Below are 19,499 nucleotides of genomic sequence, written 5' to 3' on the forward strand. Positions count from 1 at the left end.
ACGCTAGCCGAGGACCGCATCGTCCTCACCCGCAGGAGGTCAGGACCGCACGGGCCCCGTGGAGTCGCGGACCACCAGCCACGGCTCGACGGCCTCGCCGACGTCGGGCTCCTTGCCGTTGATCGCGGCGAACACCAGCGAGACCGCGCGCAGCCCGACCTCGGTGAAGTCCTGGTGCACGGTGGTGAGGCCGGGGTGCGCGTACGCGGACTCCGGGACGTCGTCGAAGCCCACCACCGAGACGTCGCGCGGGACGCTCAGGCCGCGCTCCTCGAGCGCATGGATCGCGCCGATCGCCATCGGGTCGTTCGCGACGAACAGCGCCGTCACGCCGTCCGCGACCTGCAGCCCCGCGCGATAGCCCGCGTCGGCGCTCCAGTCGCCCTCGAGCACGGGGAGCCGCTCGAGCCCGTGCTCGTCGAGGAAGGCGAGGAACGTGTCGCGCCGCAGCTGGGCCTCGGTGAGCCCGGCGATGCCCGTGACGTGCTGGAAGCGGCGGTGGCCCAGCGAGTAGAGGTGGTCGAGCGCGAGCCGCGTGCCCTTGACCTGATCGACGGCCACCGAGCGAGCGCCGTGCGAGTTCCCCGTGAGCACGAACAGCACCGGCACGTCGGTGATCGCGTCGACCGCCGCGAGCACATCGGGGTGCTGCGCCATCACCACGAGCGCGTCGACCGCGCGCCCGAGCAGGAAGTCGAGCGCCTCCCCCATCGACTCCGAGTCCCACGAGGCGGTGGTGATGAGCGGCTTGAAGCCCACCTGCTTGGCGGCGTGCTCGATCGCGTAGAGGGTGCTCGTGGGGCCGAAGTGCGGGACCTCGGGCATGATCACGCCGATGACCTCGGAGCGCCCGGTCGCGAGCGCGCGCGCGGCCATGTTGCGCCGGTAGCCGAGCTCGCGGATCGCGGTCAGCACACGCTCGCGCGTCTCGGGGCGGATGCCAGGGAAGTCGTTGAGGACCCTCGACACGGTCTGATGGGACACGCCGGCGCGCGCGGCGACGTCGTGCATGCTCGGCCCGCGGCCCTGCTTGGCCAAGGGCGCGGGACGCTCCGGTGTCATGGCGGCCAGGGTAGCCGACCGCATCGTCCCTGCCGCGGGCGGACGGTCCCGGCGCGGCGGCGGACGCCGCGTCCGGGCCGCCGGTCGGCGCCGCCGGTCGGTGCCGCCGGTCGCATCGGTCCCCACCGGGACGATGCGCGGCGACGCCTCCGCGGGCGAGGACCACCGTCCTGCACCCGATCCGCCATGTTGACGATAACATGTTGACGCTCACACAAGCCGGGAGACCGAGCCCTCGCGCCCTCGCAGCCTCCTGAGGCGCGTGGGAGCATGGGACGCGGACGCCCGCGCCGACAGCCATCCGTGGAGGAACCGTGATCGACATCCCCTCGCCCGAGTCCACCGCCCGCGACTTCGAGGACCGCTACGGGCGGCGCCCCGACGGCGTGTGGTCGGCCCCCGGCCGCGCCAACCTCATCGGTGAGCACACCGACTACAACGACGGCCTTGTCTTCCCCTTCGCGATCGAGCGGCGCACGTGGGCGGCCGTGGGCGGCCGCGAGGACCGGCTCCTCACCGTCCACTCCGGCGCGATGCCCGAGCCCGCGCAGGCCTCGCTCGACGCCCTCTCCCCCGACGACTTCGACGGATGGAGCGCCTACGTCTTCGGCGTGGTGTGGGCGATGCGCGAGCGCGGGGTGCGCCTCGAGGGGCGCGCCGGCTTCGACATCATGCTCGCATCCGACGTGCCGCTGGGCGCCGGCCTGTCCTCGTCCGCCGCCATCGAGTGCGCGGTCGCCCTCGCGATCAACGACGAGTGGGAGCTGGGCCTCACCCGCCGCGAGCTCATCTCCATCTGCCAGCTCGCGGAGAACGGCGCCGTGGGCGCGCCGACGGGCAACATGGACCAGACCGCCTCGCTCATGGGCGAGCCCGGGCACGCCGTCCTCATCGACGTGCGCGCCGAGACGGCCGAGCCCGTCGCACTGCACTTCGCCGACGAGGACCTCGAGCTGCTCGTCATCGACACGCGCGTGCACCACGAGCACGCGACCGGCGGCTACGGCGAGCGCCGCCGCTCGTGCGAGGACGGCGCCGCCGCGATGGGCGTGCCCTCGCTCCGCGACCTCACCGAGGCGGACCTCCCGCGCGCCGCGGAGACGCTCGACGACGTGACCTTCCGTCGCGTCAAGCACGTGGTCACCGAGAACGCGCGCGTCGCGCGCACCGCGGAGGTGGTCCAGCAGGACGGCCCGCGCGCCATCGGCGACCTGCTGGTGCAGTCCCACGCCTCGATGCGCGACGACTTCGAGATCTCGTGCCCCGAGCTCGACCTCGCGGTCGAGACCGCGCTCATCAACGGCGCCGTGGGCGCCCGCATGACCGGCGGCGGCTTCGGCGGCGCGGCCATCGCGCTCGTGGACGCGGGCCGCGCCGAGGAGGTGGGCGCCGCCGTCGAGGCCGCGTTCGCCGAGTCCGGCTTCACCGCCCCCATCATCTTCGTCGTCAACCCCGCCGCGGGCGCGCACCGCGACATCTAGAAGGAGACACATGTCCTGGCTTGTCACCGGCGGCGCCGGCTACATCGGCTCCCACGTGGTCCGCTCGCTCATCGACGCGGGGATCACGCCGGTCGTGATCGACGACCTCTCGAGCGGCATCGAGGCCTTCGTGCCCGAGGGCGTGCCCTTCCTGCACGCCTCGATCCTCGAGACCGATGCGGTCGCCGCCTTCCTCGCCGAGCACGGCGTCGTGGGCGTCATCCACTGCGCGGGCTACAAGTACGCGGGCGAGTCCGTGCGCTTCCCCCTGGTCAACTACAAGGCCAACGTCGACGGCACGCGCGCGCTGCTCGAGGCCATGGAGCGCGAGGGCGTGCGCCGCCTCGTCTTCTCGTCCTCGGCCGGCGTGTACGGCAACACCGGCGAGCCCGTGGTGACGGAGACGACCCCGACCACGCCCGAGTCGCCGTACGGCGAGTCGAAGCTCATCGGCGAGTGGCTGATCCGCGACCAGGTGGTCGCGACCACCATGGCCGGCGCCCCGCTCGCCGCGACCAGCCTGCGCTACTTCAACGTGGTCGGCTCCGGCTACGCGGACATCTACGACGCCTCGCCCCACAACCTCTTCCCGAAGGTGTTCTTCGCGATCGAGTCCGGCAAGGCGCCGCAGATCAACGGCACCGACTACCCGACCCCCGACGGCACCTGCGTGCGCGACTACGTGCACGTGAGCGACCTCGCCGCCGCCCACGTGGTGGCCGCGCAGCGCCTCGACGCGGGCGACGCGCTCGAGCCCGTCTACAACCTCGGCTCCGGCTCGGGCACGTCGGTGCGGCAGATCGTCGACGCGATGGTCGCCGCCACGGGCACCGACAAGGCCCCCGTCGAGGGCCCGCGCCGCCCGGGCGACCCCGCGAGCATCGTCGCCGACGGCACGCTCGCGACGCGCGACCTCGCGTGGGCGATGCGCTACTCGGTCCAGGAGATGGTCGACAGCGCCTGGGCCTCGCACCCGAAGGCCTGAGCCGCGCTGCCCTCCCCTGCACCCCTCCACACGGATTCTGCACTCCCCCACGCATCGCGCCGTCTGACGCGCGAAGATGCATCGCAGGAGCCCGTGTAGGCGCCGACCGTGTGGAGGGGTGCATCGGCGCGCCCGGGCGCCCAGTAGGTTTCACGGCAGTCCCCCCGCATCAAGGAGAACCATGAGCATGTTCAGCTGGACGCTGCATGGGGACGGCAAGCACGCCGCCCCGGGCAAGGCCGTCGCCCCCGACGAGCGCCTCACCTACCCCCGCACCATCGGCATCGGCGCGCAGCACGTGCTCGCGATGATGGGCTCGACCCTGCTGGTGCCCGCCCTCACCGGTATGCCGGCCTCGACCACGATGTTCTTCAGCGCGATCGGCACCGCGTTGTTCCTCACCATCACCCGCAACCGCGTGCCCAGCTACCTGGGCTCGAGCTTCGCCTTCATCGCGCCGCTCGCCGCGGCCGGCGTCACCTCCGCGAACGGCCCGCTCGACGGCGCGACCATCGCGAAGGGCCTGGGCGGCATCCTGCTCGCGGGCATCCTGCTCGCGCTGGTGGGCCTCATCGTGTCGCGCTTCGGCTCGGGCTGGATCGACCGCTCGATGCCGCCCGTGGTCACCGGCGCCGTCGTCGCGCTCATCGGGCTCAACCTCGCGGGCGCCGCGAAGAGCCAATGGTCCGCGAGCCCGTGGACCGCGCTCGTGACGCTGGCCGCGACGCTCATCGCGATGGTCGCGTTCAAGGGCTTCCTCTCGCGCATCGCGATCCTGTTCGGCGCCGTGATCGGCGGCATCTTCTCGGCGCTGCGCGGCGAGTGGACCACCCCGATCGACACCCTCGCGGGCCAGACCGCCGTCGACCACATCAAGGCCGCCTCCTGGTTCGGCATCCCCGAATGGCACACCCCGACCTTCGACGGCAGCGTGCTGGTCGCCTTCGTGCCCGTGGTGATCATCCTCATCGCGGAGAACATCGGCCACCTCAAGTCGGTGTCCGCGATGACCGACCGCGACCTCGACCCCGAGACCGGCCGCGCGCTTCTCGCCGACGGCGCCGCGACCATCGTCGCCGGCCTCGGCGGCGGCTCGGGCACCACCACGTACGCCGAGAACATCGGCGTCATGGCCGCGACCCGCGTCTACTCCACGCTCGCCTACTGGGCCGCCGCCGTGGTCGCGCTGCTGCTCAGCCTCGTGCCCAAGTTCGGCGCGATGGTCGCCGTGATCCCGGTCGGCATCCTCGGCGGGCTCTCGGTCCTGCTGTTCGGTCTCATCGCCGTGCTCGGCGCGCGCATCTGGGTCGAGAACAAGGTCGACTTCACCAACCCGGTCAACCTGGTGACCGCCGCGGTCGCGCTCATCGTCGGCACCGCGGACTTCACCGCGACCGCCGGCACGATGGTCTTCAACGGCATCGCGCTCGGCGCCCTCGCGGCGCTCGCGATCTACCACGGCCTCGGCTGGATCGGCCGTCGCGCCGGCACCCACGCCGTCGCCTCCCCCGCCTTCATCGAGGGCGACGAGGACTGACCCGCGGACGATGCCCCGGTCGCCCTGGCAGGGCGCGGCCGGGGCATCGTCGTCCCCGGCGGCGGGACGATGCGCGGTTTAGCCTGAAGGCATGGACCCCGTCTCGCTCGCGCACGGCACCCAGGTGCGCACGTTCGCCGTCGAGGACGACGGTTGCACGATCGTCGTGACGACCACCGACACGGCCCAGCCCGACCTCCCCGCGCACGTCGGCTACGAGGCGTGCGAGTCGGAGGCCGAGGCACACGCGGTGCTGGCCAAGTTCCTGCACGACGCCGAGCGTCAGGGGTGGGTGCCCGCGGGCTAACCCCAGCCGAGCGCGTGCAGGCGCTCATCGTCGATGCCGAAGTGGTGCGCGATCTCGTGGACCACGGTGATCGCGACCTCGTCGCGGACATCGTCCTCGTCCTCGCACATGCGCAGCGTGGGGTTCATGTAGATGAGGATGCGGTCCGGGAGCTCGCCGCCCCAGAGGTCGCCCCGCTCCGTGAGCGCGACGCCGTCGTAGAGCCCCAGGAGGTCCTTGTCGTCGCCCTCGGGCTCGTCCTCGATCAGGATCACGCAGTTGTCGATGAGGTCGAGCAGCTCGCCCGGCACCGCGTCGATCGCGTCCTCGACGGCCTTCTCGAACTCCTCGCGGGTCATCTCCACCATGGTGCGATGCTCCCACGGCGAGCGGCCACGCCGCCCCGACCACCACATCGTCCCTGGCAGACGTTCGATTGGATTTTTTGCTCCGTTACCCCTATAGTTTTCTAGGCCTCGACGCAAGGATTCCTAGCGTGGATGCGAGCCCTCATCGTCTAGCGGCCTAGGACGCCGCCCTTTCACGGCGGTAGCACGGGTTCGAATCCCGTTGGGGGTACGGAGTCGCTCCGAAGATGTACTAAACTTCATACGTCTTGCTCGCAGTCAGCGAGATCAAGGCCCTGTAGCGCAGTTGGTTAGCGCGCCGCCCTGTCACGGCGGAGGTCGCGGGTTCAAGTCCCGTCAGGGTCGCGTTGCGCGAGCCCCTTCTCACGGAGGGGCTTTCGTCTCAGTGGGGGGACGCCCCTGCGCCAAGGCTCTGTAGCTCAGTTGGTAGAGCGCACGACTGAAAATCGTGAGGTCACGGGATCGACGCCCGTCGGAGCCACGTCAGATGAAGCCCCGGAGGATCACCTCCGGGGCTTCTGTCATCCTCGGGTCACCCCGCGGTCGCCAGGACGTCCCGCAGCGCCGCGAACAGCCGCGGGCCGTCGGCGACCGTGATGGCCGTGCATGCCGCGCCCCGTGCATCGTCCACCGGTGTGAAGTCCGTCGCGCCCCGCCGCTCCCCCGCGAGCACCACGGCGACCTCGAAGGGGCGCTCCTCGACCGCGACCGCGGGATCGATCGCCGCGAGCACCGCGAGCGTGTCCGGGTGCGTGGACCCACCCACGCCGTGCGCCGTGTCGAAGTCGAAGGGCGCCTGGTTCGCGCGCACGAAGAAGTCGGCGCGGCGCGTGCCGAGCGCGCGGATCTCCTCGACCCGGGCGGCGTCGACCACCCCGTCGCGGAGGGTCACCGGGGACCACGTCACGAAGCGCAGCCGCGGGAAGCCCGCCGCCACGACCGCGACCGCCGCCTCGACGTCGGCGTAGATGTTGTACTCGGCGTGCGGCGTGATGTTGCCGACCCCGTCGAGCGACCCTCCCATGACGATGAGCTCGCCCACCCGCGCGGCGAAGCCGGGATCCCGCTCGATCGCACGAGCGATGTTGGTGAGCGGTCCGATGGCGACGATGCTCAGCTCGCCGGGCGCCTCCCGCGTGAGGCGCACCAGGGCATCGACGGCGTGCTCGGCCTCGGGTTCGGCGTCGTTGAGGCGCCGCTGGCCGCCGACGCCGTCGCCGTGCACGTCCTCCGCGCCGATCCACCCGCCCGCGAGCCCCTCGCGCTCGCCGAGGTGCACCGGCACCTCGCCCAGGCGACCCGCCACCTCGAGGACCAGGAAGGCGTTGTGCACCTGCTGGTCGAAGCTGACGTTGCCCTGAGCGATGGTGATCGCGCGCAGGTCCGCGCGCGGGTCGAGCAGCGCGAGCAGGAGCGCGAAGCAGTCGTCGGATGCGGTGTCGGTGTCGATCACGAGGGGCACCGCGCGGTGGCCGGGAAGCGTCATGCCGCCGACCGTAGCGAGCCGCCCCGCACGTCGCCACCCTCATTCATTTGCGGACACCTGCCGATACAGGATTGACTAGGGACAATCCCAGTGGAGGTGCTGCATGTCCGACAACTTCGGCCGATACTTCGTCAACGCGATCGTCGCCGGCCTGGTCGGTCGCATCGCAACGGTCATCAAGACCGAGCTCGAGAAGGCCAAGCAGGAGATCGCCGGCAAGCTCAAGAAGATCGGCGTGGGCATCGGGCTCTACATCGGCGCCGGGGTCTTCGCGTTCTTCATGGTGGGCGTCTTCATCGCCGCCGCGATCCTCGGCCTCGCCACCGTCTGGCCGGCGTGGCTCGCGGCCCTCACCGTGGGCGGCGCGATCCTGCTCATCGTGCTGATCCTCGTGCTGGTGGGCAACGCGCTCATCAAGAAGAACAAGGACCTCACGCCTCACGAGCAGATCGACACGATCAAGTCGACCATGGGGATCTCCACGGACTCCTGACCGGCAGGGCTACCCGGTCAGCTCCCCCGGCTCGAGCGCGGGCGTCGCGCCCCGCCGCGTTCCGGGTCGCGGCGTGCGCTGGGCGAGCCACACGCCCACGAGCACCACGATCGCACCGACGGGCTCATGCCATCGCAGCTCCTCGTGGAGCACCAGGATGCCCAGGACGGTCGCCACGACCGGCACCACATAGGTGACCGACGCGGCCGTGGTCGCGCCCGCGAGCTTCACCACCTTCCAGAACAGCACGTACGTGAAGCTGGTGCCCAGGACCCCGAGAGCGAGCAGCCCCCACAGCGCCGCGGATCCCAGCGCCAGCGCGTCCGCCTCCGGCGCGGGCGCGACCACGGCGAACGGCAGCAGCAGCGCCGCCGAGATCGCTATCTGGACCGCCGACAGCGCGGTAGGGCCCTCGTCGACGCGCGCGAGCAGCATGCGCGACATGGTCGAGCCGATGCCGTAGCACGCGGTCGCGGCGAGCATGAGCGCCGCACCGACGACCGGGATGCCGTCGATGTCCCACGCGCCCAGGAGCACGCCGATGCCCAATGCGCCGACCACCAGGCCCACGACCTGCGCGCGGCTCGCGCGCTCATGCGGGATGAGCAGGGCGACGAACAGCGCGGTCCACAGCGGCACGGTCGCGTTGAGCAGGCTCGCGAGGATCGAGGTGATGTGCTGCTGCGCGAGCGGGATGAGCACGAACGGCACCGTCGACAGCCCGAGCGCGGCCACACCGATGCTGATGACGTCACGCGTGGTGAGGCACGGCCGATGGCGGGTGACGAGGAGCATCCCCCACAGCACGGCTGCCCCGACCAGCACCCGCCCGAAACCGACCTGAACGGGCGAGAGCCCACGGAGCGCGAGCGAGATGAACAGGAAGCTCGATCCCCACGACACGGCGGCGACGATGAACGCCGGCACCCACGCGCGGGCCGGTGCCGCGGTCATGCCTGCCCAGGCGGCGGCCATGCGCCCTCGAGCGCGAGCATCGCCTCCTTGATGTCCGTGCCTCCGAAGCCGTAGCTTCCCAGGCGGCCGCCGGACTGCACCACCCGATGGCAGGGCACGAACGGCGCGATGGTGTTGCGCGCGCACGCGGTCCCCGCCGCACGCATCGCGCGCGGCCGTCCGGCCATCGTCGCGAGCTCCTGATAGCTGACGACCGCTCCCGAGGGGACCGTGCGCAGCTGCGCCCACAGCTCCTGGAAGAAGGGCCCGCCCGCCTGCGCGACGGGCACCTCGGTGATCGCGTCGCCGTCCCCCTCGAGCCACGCGGCGATCGCCGCGCTCACGTGCGGGAGGGCGCCCTCGACCCAGCCGCGCGCCTGCACCGGTGCGGGCAGCGCGGCGAGCGTGTCGCGCATCGTGCTGAAGCCCGACGAGCGCACCACGCCGTCCTCCGGCGTGACGAGCACGGCGAGCGTCCCGAACGGCGTCGCGAAGGACGCCCCGGTGAGCGGTGTCGCGTTCATGCCTGAAGGCTACGACGCCCCTCCGACAAGGAGCGCGCGACCATCGGACACGGCGTCCTCACCTCGGATGCCGCCTCAGCCCGCGGCCAATCTCCGCACGGCATCGTGCGGCAACAACGCTCTCCGGTCGGAGAGCGCTCTCCGAAGGCTCGAGGCCTAGCGGCCTTCCTGCGCGGCCGCGAGGAGGGCCTGGACCTCGGCCTCGCGGAAGCGACGGTGGCCGCCGAGCGTGCGGATCGAGCTCAGCTTGCCGACCTTGGCCCACCGCGTGACCGTCTTGGGGTCGACGCGGAAGATCGCGGCGACCTCGGACGGCGTAAGCAGCTTCTCAGGCTCCTGGACAGTGTCAGTCATGGTGGTAGTTCCCTCAGTCAGTGTCGAAGCGCCTCGGGGAGGCTCTGTGTGCGATGAGACGTTCGACGATTGCGATTATGACGGCGAAAGGTCAATGTTTCCGTAATTTCCACATTGTGACACGCTCGGCGTGTCGCGCTTGACTCGTGTGACGCGCATCACGCAGGGGGGTTGCGACGGGGATCGGTCACAGCCGGCGACCGCCCGGCCGCGACCGGCACGAGGACGGTCGCAACGTGCTGGACACGCGTTGTAAAGTAGGCCACGAACGACGAGGCGGCGCCCGCACACAGTGGCGCCCGGGACCGGGAGGGACCGCGACATGGGGCGAGGCCGTCAGAAGGCTAAGGACGCGAAGATCGCTCGTCAGCTCAAGTACACGAACCACGGTGGAGACCTCCGTGAGCTCGAGCGCGAGCTGACCAGCCACGAGACTGGCGCGTCCGCCCCTGCCACGACGTCTGACGACGCCGATGAGTACTACGACCGCTGGGCGGACGACGAGGACTGATCCTCGTCGCGGCCGCGGCGCTACACCGCTGCCGCACCGCTCTGCCCGTGCGCCACGTCACAGATCTGGGGCACCTCGGCCGTCGCGCCCCGTTCACGCCGCACTCGAGCCACGTGGGCGCCGTGACTTGTGCCGGAGCGCCGCCGCACTCGTGACGCACGCCTCGACTGACACCGCACGGCGCACCACCGTGATGTCCCCAGGCCCGGCCCGTCACGCCTCCATCCCCCGCCGCCTCGGCGAGGCTCGCACCACCCGTCGCGGTTCGCGAACCTGGCGCCATGGATCCGGTGACGGTGGTCCGCACCCTCGGCGGCACGGCGCTCTGGTCGGACATCGCGCCATGGCGCGGAGCGCGAGCCGCCCTTCGTGACGCGATCGACTCGGGACGGTTGATCCGAATCCGACGCGGGTGCTACTCGACGCCCGACGCGGAGCCCGAGCACCAGGCCGAGGTGGCCTGGCGCGGCACGGTGACATGTATCGACGCGCTGCGGCGCCGCAAACTGCCCGTGCCCACCACCGAGGGAACCGTCCACCTCGGGCGCTCGGACTACAGAAGCAGCTCGGGTCGCAACCTCACCGCTCCCGAGAACGTCCTGTGGCACCACTTCCCCGACTCGGAGGCGCACGCGGACACCGTCGCGCGCGACCTCGACGTCGCCCACCGCTGCCTGGCACCCATGGACCAGCTCATCGCCGTCGATGCGGCGTTGCATCGATCGCTGATCCTCCCGCACGATGTCGCCGGCTTCCGTTCCACGCCTCCCAAGCGCCGCGCCTGGCTCGTCAGGCACGCGGACCAGCGCACGATGTCTCCGGCCGAGACCCGCGCCCGCGTCGCGTTCGCGCAGGCACGCCTCCCCTTCGAGTTCCAGCCGTCCATGCCGGACGTCGGCACGGTCGACTTCCTGGTCGGGGGTCGGCTCGTGGTCGAGATCGACGGCCTGGCCTATCACCGCGACGGGAAGGCCTTCGCACGCGACCGCGTGCGCGGCCGCCGGGCCTCGCTCGGCGGATATGAGACCTGGCGCTACACGGCTCTCGAGGTCGAGCGCGATGCCCGCGCCGTCGCAGCGGAGGTCTGGATCAAGCTCCGGAGCCTGCGGCAGGGGTGACGATGCGCGCCGAGCCCCTCCCCCCGGCACAAGTCACGCATGTCGAGCAGCTCGCCACCGATTCGCCGCTCATCGACGAATCGGACGACTCCTGAGCCGTGACTTCGTGCGGCGGGGGCGGGGCGTGTGCGGCGGGGTTGGGCCCAGCGGGGGGGGCCAAGCAGCGCCCCTCCCGGTCAGGCCCGGTACGCCCCGCTCAGCACCACCGAGCCGCCGTCGACGCCCTTGGCGCCGCGCACCACATCCGGCCCCACCGGGAGCCCGGCGTCGGCGGACACGGAGCCGAGCACCCACGCGGGCACGCCCGCCGCGGCGGAGGCCGCGATCATCGCATCGGCGTCCTCGGGCGCGACGACCGCGACCATGCCGACGCCCATGTTGAGCGTCGACTCCAGGTCGTTCCACGGCACCTTGCCCGCGGCCTGGACCACGGAGAACACCGCAGGGAGGTCCCACGCGGCGCGATCGACGGATGCCGCGAGCCCGCGCGGCAGCACGCGCGCGAGGTTGGCCGCGAGGCCGCCGCCGGTGACGTGCGAGAACGCGCGCAGGCCGGGGACGGACGCCGCCAGCGAGACGCACAGCTGCGAGTAGATCCGGGTGGGCTCGAGCAGCTCCTCGCCCACCGTGCGACCGAGCTCGGGGATCGAGGTCGAGAGCGACCAGCCGGCGTGCGCCACCACGGAGCGCACGAGCGAGTAGCCGTTCGAGTGCAGGCCCGAGGAGGCCATGGCGACCACGACGTCCCCGTCACGCACCTTGTCCGGCCCGAGCAGCGCATCGGCCTCCACCACGCCGATGGCCGCGCCCGCGACGTCGTAGTCGTCGGGCTCCATCACGCCGGGGTGCTCGGCGGTCTCGCCGCCCACGAGCGCGACGCCGGCCATCTCGCACCCGACCGCGATGCCGCGGACGATGTCGGCGATGCGCTCCGGCACCACCTTCCCGCACGCGATGTAGTCCGTCATCACCAGGGGCTTCGCGCCGCACACGACGATGTCGTCGACCACCATCGCGACCAGGTCCTGGCCGATCGTGTCGTGGATGTCGAGGGCCCGCGCGATGACGATCTTGGTGCCCACGCCGTCCGTCGACGAGGCCAGCAGCGGCCGCGTGTACGACAGCAGCGCCGAGGCGTCGAAGAGGCCCGCGAACGCGCCCACTCCCCCGAGCACCTCGGGGCCGTGCGTGCGCGCGACGGCCGCCTTCATCAGCTCGACGGCCTTGTCGCCCGCCTCGGTGTCGACGCCGGCGGCGGCGTAGGTGATGCCCTGCGGCTCGGTCATGGTCAGGCCTCCACGGGCTGGGACACCAGCAGGTGCCGGGCGTTGACGGGCGGCTCGACGGGGTACGTGCCGGTGAAGCACGCGGTGCACAGGCGGGACTCCGCCTGCTCCGTCGCGGCGAGCATGCCCTCGAGCGAGATGTGGCCCAGGGAGTCAGCGCCGATCTGCTGGCGCACCTGCTCCATGGTGTGCCCCACGGCCGCGAGCTCGTCGCGCGTGGGGAAGTCGATGCCGTAGAAGCACGGCCACTGGACCGGCGGCGAGGAGATGCGCACGTGCACCTCGGCCGCGCCGGCCTCGCGCAGCATCGCGACGAGCGCGCGCTGGGTGTTGCCGCGCACGATGCTGTCGTCGACCACCACGAGGCGCTGGCCCTCGATGACCTCGCGCAGCGGGTTGAGCTTGAGGCGGATGCCCAGCTGGCGCAGCGTCTGCGACGGCTGGATGAACGTGCGGCCCACGTAGGAGTTCTTCACGAGCCCCTGCGCGAACGGGATGCCGGAGGCCTGCGCGTAGCCGACGGCGGCGGGCGTCCCGGACTCGGGGACGGGGATCACCAGGTCGGCCTCGACCGGGTGCTCCTTCGCCAGCGCGCGGCCCATCGCGAGGCGCGCGGCCTGCACCGACCGGCCCGCGATGGTGGTGTCGGGACGGGCGAGGTACACGTACTCGAACACGCAGCCCTTGGGGTTCGCCTCGGCGAAGCGCCGCGAGCGCACCCCCGTCTCGTCGATCACCAGGAACTCGCCGGGCTCGACCTCGCGCTCGTGCGTCGCCCCGACGATGTCGAGCGCCGCCGTCTCGGACGCGACCACCCAGCCGCCCGACGGCAGCGAGCCGAGCACCAGTGGGCGGAAGCCCTGCGGGTCGCGCGCGGCGTACATGCGGTGCTCATCCATGAACACGAACGAGAACGCACCCTCCACCTGCGGCAGCAGGTCGATCGCGACCTCCTCGAGCGAGTCGAAGCCCTCGGCGCCCAGCAGCGCGGTCACGATCGCCGTGTCCGTGCACTTGCCGCCCTTGAGGTCGAGCCGCTTGGCCATGCCCTCGCGCTCGATGAGCAGGTCGAGCAGCTCCTGCACGTTGGTGAGGTTGCCGTTGTGACCCAGCGCGATGGTGCCGTGCTCGGTGGGGCCGAGCGTGGGCTGCGCGTTCGCCCATACCGAGGCGCCCGTGGTCGAGTAGCGCGTGTGGCCCACGGCCATGTGCCCCTGAAGAGCCTCGAGCGCGCCCTCGTCGAACACCTGGGACACGAGCCCCATGTCCTTGAACACCAGGATGTTCTCGCCGTTCGAGGTCGCGATGCCCGCCGACTCCTGGCCGCGGTGCTGCAGCGCGTAGAGGCCGAAGTAGGCGAGCTTGGCGACCTCCTCGCCGGGGCCGAACACGCCGAAGACGCCGCACTCGTCCTGCGGCGTGGTTTCTCCCTGAAGCAGCTCGTGGCCCAGGCGGCCGTCGCCGCCGCGCCGCGCGGTCATGGGCGTGCCGAGGGGGGTGCGACGGGAAGTCATCGGTTCTCCTTGGGGGCGGACGATGCGCGGTCCAGGCTGGTCGCGAGGGCGCCGCCGATCACGGCGCCGAGCAGGCACAGGCCCAGGGCCAGCACCAGGAAGACGAGGAAGCGACCCACGCCGGTCGAGTTCGGCAGGAAGATCGCGAGCACGGCCGCGACGACGATGCCGGCGCCCACGCCCGTGCCGATGAAGCTGCCGAACCGGGGGGCGGTGCGCACGTGCGCGGGGACCGCGATGCTCGCGAGATCCTCGGGCAACGGCTGCTCGGGCAACGGCTGCTCGGGGAGGTCGGCCGCGGTGTCATCTCGGGGGACGTCGCTCACGCGCCAAGTCTAGGCCGTGGCCGAACGGGCCGGGAACGGGATCGGGGCCGGGAGCCCCTCGGTCTCCCGGCCCCGCCCCGGCCTCCCCCTCGGATGCCCGTCAGCCCTTGGTCGAGCCGGCGAGCAGGCCGCGTACGAAGTACCTCTGCAGCGAGAAGAACACGATGAGCGGCACGATGGTGCCGACGAACGCCGCCGCGGTGAGCAGCTCCCAGTCGTTGCCACGCGTGCCCGCGAACTCCGCGATGCGCTGCGTCAGCGGCGCCGTCTTGATGGTGCCGCCCGAGAACACCAGCGCCACCAGCAGGTCGTTCCACACCCACAGGAACTGGAAGATCGCCACCGACGCGATCGCGGGCACCGACAGCGGGATGACCACGCGGCGGAAGATCTGCGCATGGTTCGCGCCGTCGACCTTCGCCGCCTCCATGACGTCGCGCGGGATCTCGGAGATGAAGTTGTGGAGCAGGAAGATCTCGAGCGGCAACGCGAAGATCGTGTGGGCGATCCACACGGCCGGGAACGTGCCGCCGATGTCGAGCCACGGGTAGTTGAAGATCTTCAGCAGCGGGATGAGCGCCATCTGCAGGGGGACGATCTGCAGCGCGAACACGAGCACGAAGATCCACGAGGACCCCTTGAACGGGATCCACGCGAACGCGTACGCGGCCATGAGCGCGAGCGTGATGGGGAACACGGTCGCCGGGAGGGTGATGACGATCGAGTTGATGAAGTACACGCCGAGGCTCGCGGACGAAGCGCCCGACTCCGAGAACACCGCCGTGTAGTTGTCGAGGGTGAAGCTCGGGTTGGTGATGATGGTCCACCAGCCGGAGTTCGCGATGTCCGTGTCCGGGCGGAACGACGAGACGAACAGCCCGAACGTCGGGATGGTCCACAGCGTCGCGATGACGATCGCGAAGAACGTGGCGGTGCGCGACGTGAGGCGCTTCTTGACGCGCTTGGCCTTGCCTCCGGACGATGCGCCGTCCGGGGCGTCGACCACGGGCTCGGGGGCGATCGCGGCGCTCATCAGTGAGTCTCCTTGTGCTGTCGCAGGACCCGGATGTTGTAGACGACGATCGGCAGCACCAGGATGAAGAGCACCACCGCGAGCGCGGCGCCGATCTCGGGCTGGCCCAGGCGGAACGCACGCGTGTACATCTCGTTGGCCACGACCGACGTGTTGTACTGGCCGCCCGTCATGGTGCGCACGATGTCGAAGACCTTGAGCGTCGAGATCGTGATGGTGGTGACCACCACCACGAGCGATCCGCGGATCCACGGCAACGTGACGTGGAGGAACCGCTCCCACGCGCTCGCGCCGTCGAGCTCGGCCGCCTCGACGATCTCGGCCGGGACGCCCTTGATCGCGGCGGACAGCACCACCATGGCGAAGCCCGTCTGGATCCAGGCCATCACGACGAGGAGGAAGAACGTGTTCCACGGCGGGGTCTCGACGAACTGGTAGGGCGAGCCGCCGAGCCACACGAGGATCTGGTTGAGCAGGCCGATCTGGGGGAAGCCCTCCGACCGGTACGTGTACATGAAGCCCCAGATGATCGACGCTCCGACGAAGGAGATCGCCATGGGCATGAACACGAGGGACTTCAGCACCCGCTCGCCGCGCGCGCGGTCGATGAAGAGCGCGTAGGCGAGGCCCACGACGGTCGAGATGGTCGGCACGAAGACGACCCAGAGCAGCGTGTTGCGCAGCACCACCTGGCCCGTGGGGTCGGTGAAGATCGTGACGAAGTTGTCGAGCCCGACGAACTCGCCGGCCTTCGACGTCACCGACTGCCACATCGTCGACAGCGCGGGCCAGATCATGCCCGCCGTGAGCAGCAGCATCGCCGGCAGGATGAACAGGAGCAGCTGGATGACGTCGCGCCCCTTCTTGGGCGCGTTGTCGGCGAGGAACATCACCAGACCCATGACCGCCAGGAACGCCACGATCGCCACGGCCGCGAAGCCGAGCTTGCCGCCCTGATCGGTCCAGAAGCCCTCGGTGCGCAGCGGTATGGCCGCGAGACCTGCGAGGGACGTCATCGTCCCCTCCCTTCGATGGCGCCGTGCGCCGGCCGGGTCTCACCCGGCCGGCGCACGGCTCAGGCGATCAGGACGAGGGCCAGGTGCCGTCGATGAACGACGTGACCTCTTCCGTCGACTTGGTCCCCTGCACCCAGTCGGTGATGCCCGTCCAGAACGAGGCGGAGCCCACCTCGGCCGGCATGAGGTCCGCACCGTCGAACTTGAACAGGGTGTCCTCGCTCTGGAGCAGCTCGATCGCGGCGGTGCCGAGCGCGGAGCTCGCGTTCGCCGGGTCGAGGCCCTGGTTGGCGGAGATGACGCCGCCGAGACCGACGCGGATGTTCGCCCACGTGTCGCTCGAGAGGAACGTCTGGAACGCGACCGTGGCCGGCTCGGAGTCGAAGGCGGTGATGAACTCGCCACCGCCGGTCACCGCGTCCGGGTCGTCCGCGTTGACCTTGGGCGTGATGAAGGCCCAGATGTCGCCGTCCTCGGCGACGGTGGTGCCCTCCGGCCAGAATCCCTCGTAGAACGAGGCCTGGTGGTGCAGCGAGCAGTTGCCGTCGAGGATGGGCAGGCCCGCGTCGCCGAACGCCGTCGACGCGATCGTCTCGGGTCCGCCGATGCCGCCGTTGACGTAGTCCGCGTTGAGCGCGATCTCGCCGAACGTGTCGAACGCGGTCTGGATCTCGGGGTCGGAGAACTTCACGTCGCCCGCGACCCAGGCGTCGTAGACCTCGGCGCCGTTCTGTCGCAGGACGATGTCCTCGATCCAGTCGGTGCCGGGCCATCCGGTCGCCTCGCCGGACTCGAAGCCGATGCACCACGGGCGGTACTGCGCGTTGTCGGCGCCGTCCTCGGCCATCTGCGCGGTGAGGGCCATCATGTCGTCCCACGTCTCGGGGACCTCGTAGCCCTTCTCGGCGAACTGCGTCGGCGAGTACCAGATCCAGCCCTTGACGCTCGCCATGAGCGGCGCGGCGTAGAAGGTCCCGTCGACGGTGCCGTACTCCTTCCAGCTCTCGGTCCAGAACTCGTCGACGTTCGCCTCGACGGACTCCGGCGCCGGCACCACCGAGCCGCCCTCGATGAAGCGCGCCGCGAGACCGGGCTGCGGGAAGATCGCGAGGTTCGGCGGGTCGCCGGCCTCGACGCGGACGTTCATCTGCGTCTCGAACTCCTGGTTGCCGATCCACTCGACGGTGATGCCGGTGCACTCCTCGAACTGGGCCCACGACTCGACCAGGCGGTCGGCCTCCTCGTCGACCTGCGTGCCGTAGATCTCGACGGAGTCGCCGTCGAACGTGCCGTAGTCGGCGTAGTCCTCGCAGCCCTCGGCCATGGCGCCGCCGCCACCGCCGCCGCTGCTGGAGTCGTCGCTCGTGCCGCCGCTCGAGCAGCCGGCGAGCGCCAGTCCGCCGATCGCGAGGCCCGCGACGGGGATGAATAGACGTCGGTTCATGGGTACAGCGCCTCCTCTTCGTTGAGTTGCGCCCCTGCCCGCCGCTGATGACGACGCACAGGGAGCGGCGCCCGCGCCAGGGAGGCCACCACACCTCCGACGACGCAAGCGCTTGCAACCGAACGTAGACCCGGCTCCCGGGGCGCGCAAGCGCTGGCTGGGACCGCTCAACGATCGTTACCTGGGTGTGACCTGGGCCGATGCACGGGCTGCGGCCCGTACAGTGAGCGCCATGATCTGGCTCGCCTGGGGGATCGCGACGGCGACGACGCTGGCGGCCGCGTTGCTGGCCGCGAGGCTCGTCATCGAGCGCCGGCGGGCCCGCGCGGTCGCGGAGGAGCGCGCTCGCGACGGGGCCGCCGCCCTCGCGTTGGCCGCCTCGAACGAGCGCGCGCGGATCGCCCGCGAGATGCACGACGTGGTCGCGCACACGCTCTCCGTGGTCGTCGCCCAGGCGGATGGCGGGCGCTTCGCGGGGCGCGCCGACCCCGCCGCGGCGCTCGGCAGCCTCGACACCATCGCGGACGTCAGCCGCTCCGCGCTCGCCGAGATGCGCGCCCTGCTCGGCATCCTGCGCGACGGCGACGGCGACGCGGACATGGGCCCGCAGCCGTCCCTGTCCGACATCCCGGAGCTCGTCGCGCAGATGCGCGAGGGTGGGCTCGTCGTGTCGTACGTCACCACCGGGACCCCGCGCCCGCTCCCGATCGGCGCGGGCCTCGCGGCCTACCGCATCGTCCAGGAGGCCCTCACCAACGTCCTCAAGCACGCCGGCCCGCACGTCACCGCGTTCGTCCAGCTGCGCTGGGAGGAGGATGCGCTGGCCGTGGCGGTGTCCGACGACGGCCGTGGCGCGGCGGCGCGCGGCGACGGCGCCGGGCTGGGCATCGCGGGCATGGCCGAGCGCGCGACGGTCTTCGGTGGCACCCTGACGGCCGGACCGCGCGCCGGCGGCGGCTTCCTGGTGCGCGCCCGGCTCCCCCTCACCCCTCGCACCGCACCGGTGCTCACCCAGGAGGACTCATGATCCGCGTCGCGCTCGTCGACGATCAGCAGCTCATCCGCGCGGGCTTCCGCATGGTCGTGGACTCGCAGGAGGACATGACGGTGGTCGCCGAGGCAGGTGACGGCGCCGCCGCGATCGCCGCCCTCGCCGCGCTCGACCCGCCCGCGGACGTCGCGCTCGTCGACGTCCGCATGCCCGGCACCGACGGGATCGCGGCGTGCGAGGCGATCACCGCATCGTCCGCCACGAAGGTAGTGATCCTCACCACCTTCGACCTCGACGAGTACGTGGTCGCCGCGATCAAGGCCGGCGCCTCGGGCTTCCTGCTCAAGGACGCACCGCCCGAGGACCTGCTCGGCGCCGTGCGGACGGTGCACGCGGGCGACGCGGTCATCGCCCCGTCGTCGACGCGGCGCCTGCTGTCGCGGATGGCGGCGCTGCCCGACCCGACCGTCGACGCCCGGCTCGACGGCCTCACGGACCGCGAGCGCGAGGTGCTGGTGCTCATGGCGCGCGGGCTGTCGAACGCCGAGATCTGCAAGGAGCTGTTCCTCGCGGAGCCGACCGTGAAGACGCACGTGGGCCGCGTGCTCGCGAAGCTCGGCGCGCGCGACCGCGTGCAGGCGGTGGTGATCGCGTTCGAGACGGGCCTGGCCGCGCGCCCCTGACCCGCGCGCCCCCGACCCGCGCGCCCGCCACCCACCCGCCACTCACC

21 protein-coding genes and 3 tRNA genes are annotated in these 19,499 nt (G+C 71.3%); 12 read left to right on the forward strand and 12 right to left on the reverse strand.

All coding sequences use genetic code 11. The features are described from left to right. Positions 1–39 precede the first annotated feature (39 nt). On the reverse strand, positions 40–1,062 hold the full coding sequence (locus AOM09_RS13940; protein ID WP_062389792.1) for a LacI family DNA-binding transcriptional regulator: 1,023 nt from the start codon (positions 1,060–1,062) through the stop codon (positions 40–42). Between the two features lie 314 nt (positions 1,063–1,376). On the opposite strand from AOM09_RS13940, the gene galK reads away from it, so the two are divergent. The 4 genes from galK to AOM09_RS13960 all read left to right on the forward strand — a co-directional run bounded on the left by galK (position 1,377) and on the right by AOM09_RS13960 (position 5,372). Then, the gene (galK, locus tag AOM09_RS13945; RefSeq protein WP_439645002.1) at positions 1,377–2,543 is read left to right on the forward strand and encodes a galactokinase; all 1,167 of its coding nucleotides are present in this window, start codon (positions 1,377–1,379) and stop codon (positions 2,541–2,543) included. Between the two features lie 10 nt (positions 2,544–2,553). Continuing rightward, the gene (galE, locus tag AOM09_RS13950; RefSeq protein WP_062389794.1) at positions 2,554–3,528 is read left to right on the forward strand and encodes a UDP-glucose 4-epimerase GalE; all 975 of its coding nucleotides are present in this window, start codon (positions 2,554–2,556) and stop codon (positions 3,526–3,528) included. A gap of 181 nt (positions 3,529–3,709) precedes the next feature. Next, the gene (locus AOM09_RS13955; RefSeq protein WP_062389796.1) at positions 3,710–5,065 is read left to right on the forward strand and encodes a uracil-xanthine permease family protein; all 1,356 of its coding nucleotides are present in this window, start codon (positions 3,710–3,712) and stop codon (positions 5,063–5,065) included. A gap of 91 nt (positions 5,066–5,156) precedes the next feature. Further along, positions 5,157–5,372: a hypothetical protein gene (locus AOM09_RS13960; protein ID WP_062389799.1), complete on the forward strand. Its 216-nt coding sequence runs from the start codon at positions 5,157–5,159 to the stop codon at positions 5,370–5,372. On the opposite strand, the gene AOM09_RS13965 is transcribed toward AOM09_RS13960, so the two are convergent. Beyond that, positions 5,369–5,719 (reverse strand): metallopeptidase family protein, encoded by a 351-nt coding sequence (locus tag AOM09_RS13965; protein ID WP_062389845.1) that lies wholly within the window; start codon positions 5,717–5,719, stop codon positions 5,369–5,371. The genes AOM09_RS13960 and AOM09_RS13965 overlap by 4 nt on opposite strands. Positions 5,720–5,857: 138 nt before the next feature. On the opposite strand from AOM09_RS13965, the gene AOM09_RS13970 reads away from it, so the two are divergent. The 3 genes from AOM09_RS13970 to AOM09_RS13980 all read left to right on the forward strand — a co-directional run bounded on the left by AOM09_RS13970 (position 5,858) and on the right by AOM09_RS13980 (position 6,200). Continuing rightward, positions 5,858–5,930 (forward strand) — tRNA-Glu (locus AOM09_RS13970). A gap of 60 nt (positions 5,931–5,990) precedes the next feature. Next, positions 5,991–6,064 (forward strand) — tRNA-Asp (locus tag AOM09_RS13975). Positions 6,065–6,127: 63 nt separating this feature from the next. Next, positions 6,128–6,200, forward strand: a tRNA-Phe gene (locus tag AOM09_RS13980). A 51-nt stretch (positions 6,201–6,251) separates the two neighbouring features. Here the strand turns inward: AOM09_RS13980 and AOM09_RS13985 are convergent. Then, on the reverse strand, positions 6,252–7,205 hold the full coding sequence (locus AOM09_RS13985) for a nucleoside hydrolase (protein WP_062389802.1): 954 nt from the start codon (positions 7,203–7,205) through the stop codon (positions 6,252–6,254). A 103-nt stretch (positions 7,206–7,308) separates the two neighbouring features. Between AOM09_RS13985 and AOM09_RS13990 the strand changes: the two genes are divergently transcribed. Then, the gene (locus tag AOM09_RS13990; protein WP_062389805.1) at positions 7,309–7,698 is read left to right on the forward strand and encodes a phage holin family protein; all 390 of its coding nucleotides are present in this window, start codon (positions 7,309–7,311) and stop codon (positions 7,696–7,698) included. A 9-nt stretch (positions 7,699–7,707) separates the two neighbouring features. Here AOM09_RS13990 and AOM09_RS13995 read toward each other — a convergent pair whose 3' ends face one another. The 3 genes from AOM09_RS13995 to AOM09_RS14005 form a co-directional block, all read right to left on the reverse strand. After that, a complete protein-coding gene (locus AOM09_RS13995; RefSeq protein ID WP_062389809.1) occupies positions 7,708–8,673 on the reverse strand; it encodes a DMT family transporter in 966 nt (321 codons plus the stop codon). Next, positions 8,649–9,176: a methylated-DNA--[protein]-cysteine S-methyltransferase gene (locus AOM09_RS14000; protein ID WP_062389812.1), complete on the reverse strand. Its 528-nt coding sequence runs from the start codon at positions 9,174–9,176 to the stop codon at positions 8,649–8,651. Before AOM09_RS14000 ends, AOM09_RS13995 begins: the two co-directional genes overlap by 25 nt. Before the next feature lie 156 nt (positions 9,177–9,332). After that, positions 9,333–9,530 (reverse strand): BldC family transcriptional regulator, encoded by a 198-nt coding sequence (locus tag AOM09_RS14005; protein ID WP_062300250.1) that lies wholly within the window; start codon positions 9,528–9,530, stop codon positions 9,333–9,335. A gap of 322 nt (positions 9,531–9,852) precedes the next feature. Between AOM09_RS14005 and AOM09_RS14010 the strand changes: the two genes are divergently transcribed. After that, on the forward strand, positions 9,853–10,041 hold the full coding sequence (locus AOM09_RS14010; RefSeq protein ID WP_062389848.1) for a DUF3073 domain-containing protein: 189 nt from the start codon (positions 9,853–9,855) through the stop codon (positions 10,039–10,041). Positions 10,042–10,322: 281 nt separating this feature from the next. Further along, a complete protein-coding gene (locus AOM09_RS14015; RefSeq protein ID WP_156162388.1) occupies positions 10,323–11,159 on the forward strand; it encodes an endonuclease domain-containing protein in 837 nt (278 codons plus the stop codon). A gap of 176 nt (positions 11,160–11,335) precedes the next feature. Here AOM09_RS14015 and purM read toward each other — a convergent pair whose 3' ends face one another. From purM to AOM09_RS14045, 6 genes are all read right to left on the reverse strand, one after another. Further along, positions 11,336–12,445, reverse strand: a complete 1,110-nt coding sequence (purM, locus tag AOM09_RS14020; protein WP_062389818.1) for a phosphoribosylformylglycinamidine cyclo-ligase — start codon at positions 12,443–12,445, stop codon at positions 11,336–11,338. 2 nt (positions 12,446–12,447) lie between these two features. Beyond that, complete coding sequence (gene purF, locus AOM09_RS14025) at positions 12,448–13,959, reverse strand: amidophosphoribosyltransferase (RefSeq protein WP_228375156.1); 1,512 nt, start codon at positions 13,957–13,959, stop codon at positions 12,448–12,450. Further along, complete coding sequence (locus AOM09_RS14030) at positions 13,956–14,285, reverse strand: hypothetical protein (RefSeq protein ID WP_062389821.1); 330 nt, start codon at positions 14,283–14,285, stop codon at positions 13,956–13,958. Before AOM09_RS14030 ends, purF begins: the two co-directional genes overlap by 4 nt. A gap of 100 nt (positions 14,286–14,385) precedes the next feature. Next, positions 14,386–15,318, reverse strand: a complete 933-nt coding sequence (locus AOM09_RS14035) for a carbohydrate ABC transporter permease (RefSeq protein ID WP_082099259.1) — start codon at positions 15,316–15,318, stop codon at positions 14,386–14,388. Next, positions 15,318–16,220, reverse strand: coding sequence for a carbohydrate ABC transporter permease (locus AOM09_RS14040; protein WP_228375158.1), 903 nt, complete (start codon positions 16,218–16,220; stop codon positions 15,318–15,320). Before AOM09_RS14040 ends, AOM09_RS14035 begins: the two co-directional genes overlap by 1 nt. Positions 16,221–16,401: 181 nt before the next feature. Continuing rightward, positions 16,402–17,778, reverse strand: coding sequence for an ABC transporter substrate-binding protein (locus AOM09_RS14045; RefSeq protein WP_062389824.1), 1,377 nt, complete (start codon positions 17,776–17,778; stop codon positions 16,402–16,404). Positions 17,779–18,010: 232 nt separating this feature from the next. Here AOM09_RS14045 and AOM09_RS14050 point away from each other — a divergent pair, with 232 nt between their 5' ends. Further along, the gene (locus tag AOM09_RS14050) at positions 18,011–18,805 is read left to right on the forward strand and encodes a sensor histidine kinase (protein WP_062389827.1); all 795 of its coding nucleotides are present in this window, start codon (positions 18,011–18,013) and stop codon (positions 18,803–18,805) included. Then, positions 18,802–19,452, forward strand: coding sequence for a response regulator (locus tag AOM09_RS14055; protein WP_062389831.1), 651 nt, complete (start codon positions 18,802–18,804; stop codon positions 19,450–19,452). The genes AOM09_RS14050 and AOM09_RS14055 overlap by 4 nt, the downstream gene beginning before the upstream one ends. Positions 19,453–19,499: the final 47 nt, after the last annotated feature.

Origin of the sequence: Demequina iriomotensis (assembly GCF_000971395.1) — a bacterium.
Lineage (GTDB): Bacteria > Actinomycetota > Actinomycetes > Actinomycetales > Demequinaceae > Demequina > Demequina iriomotensis.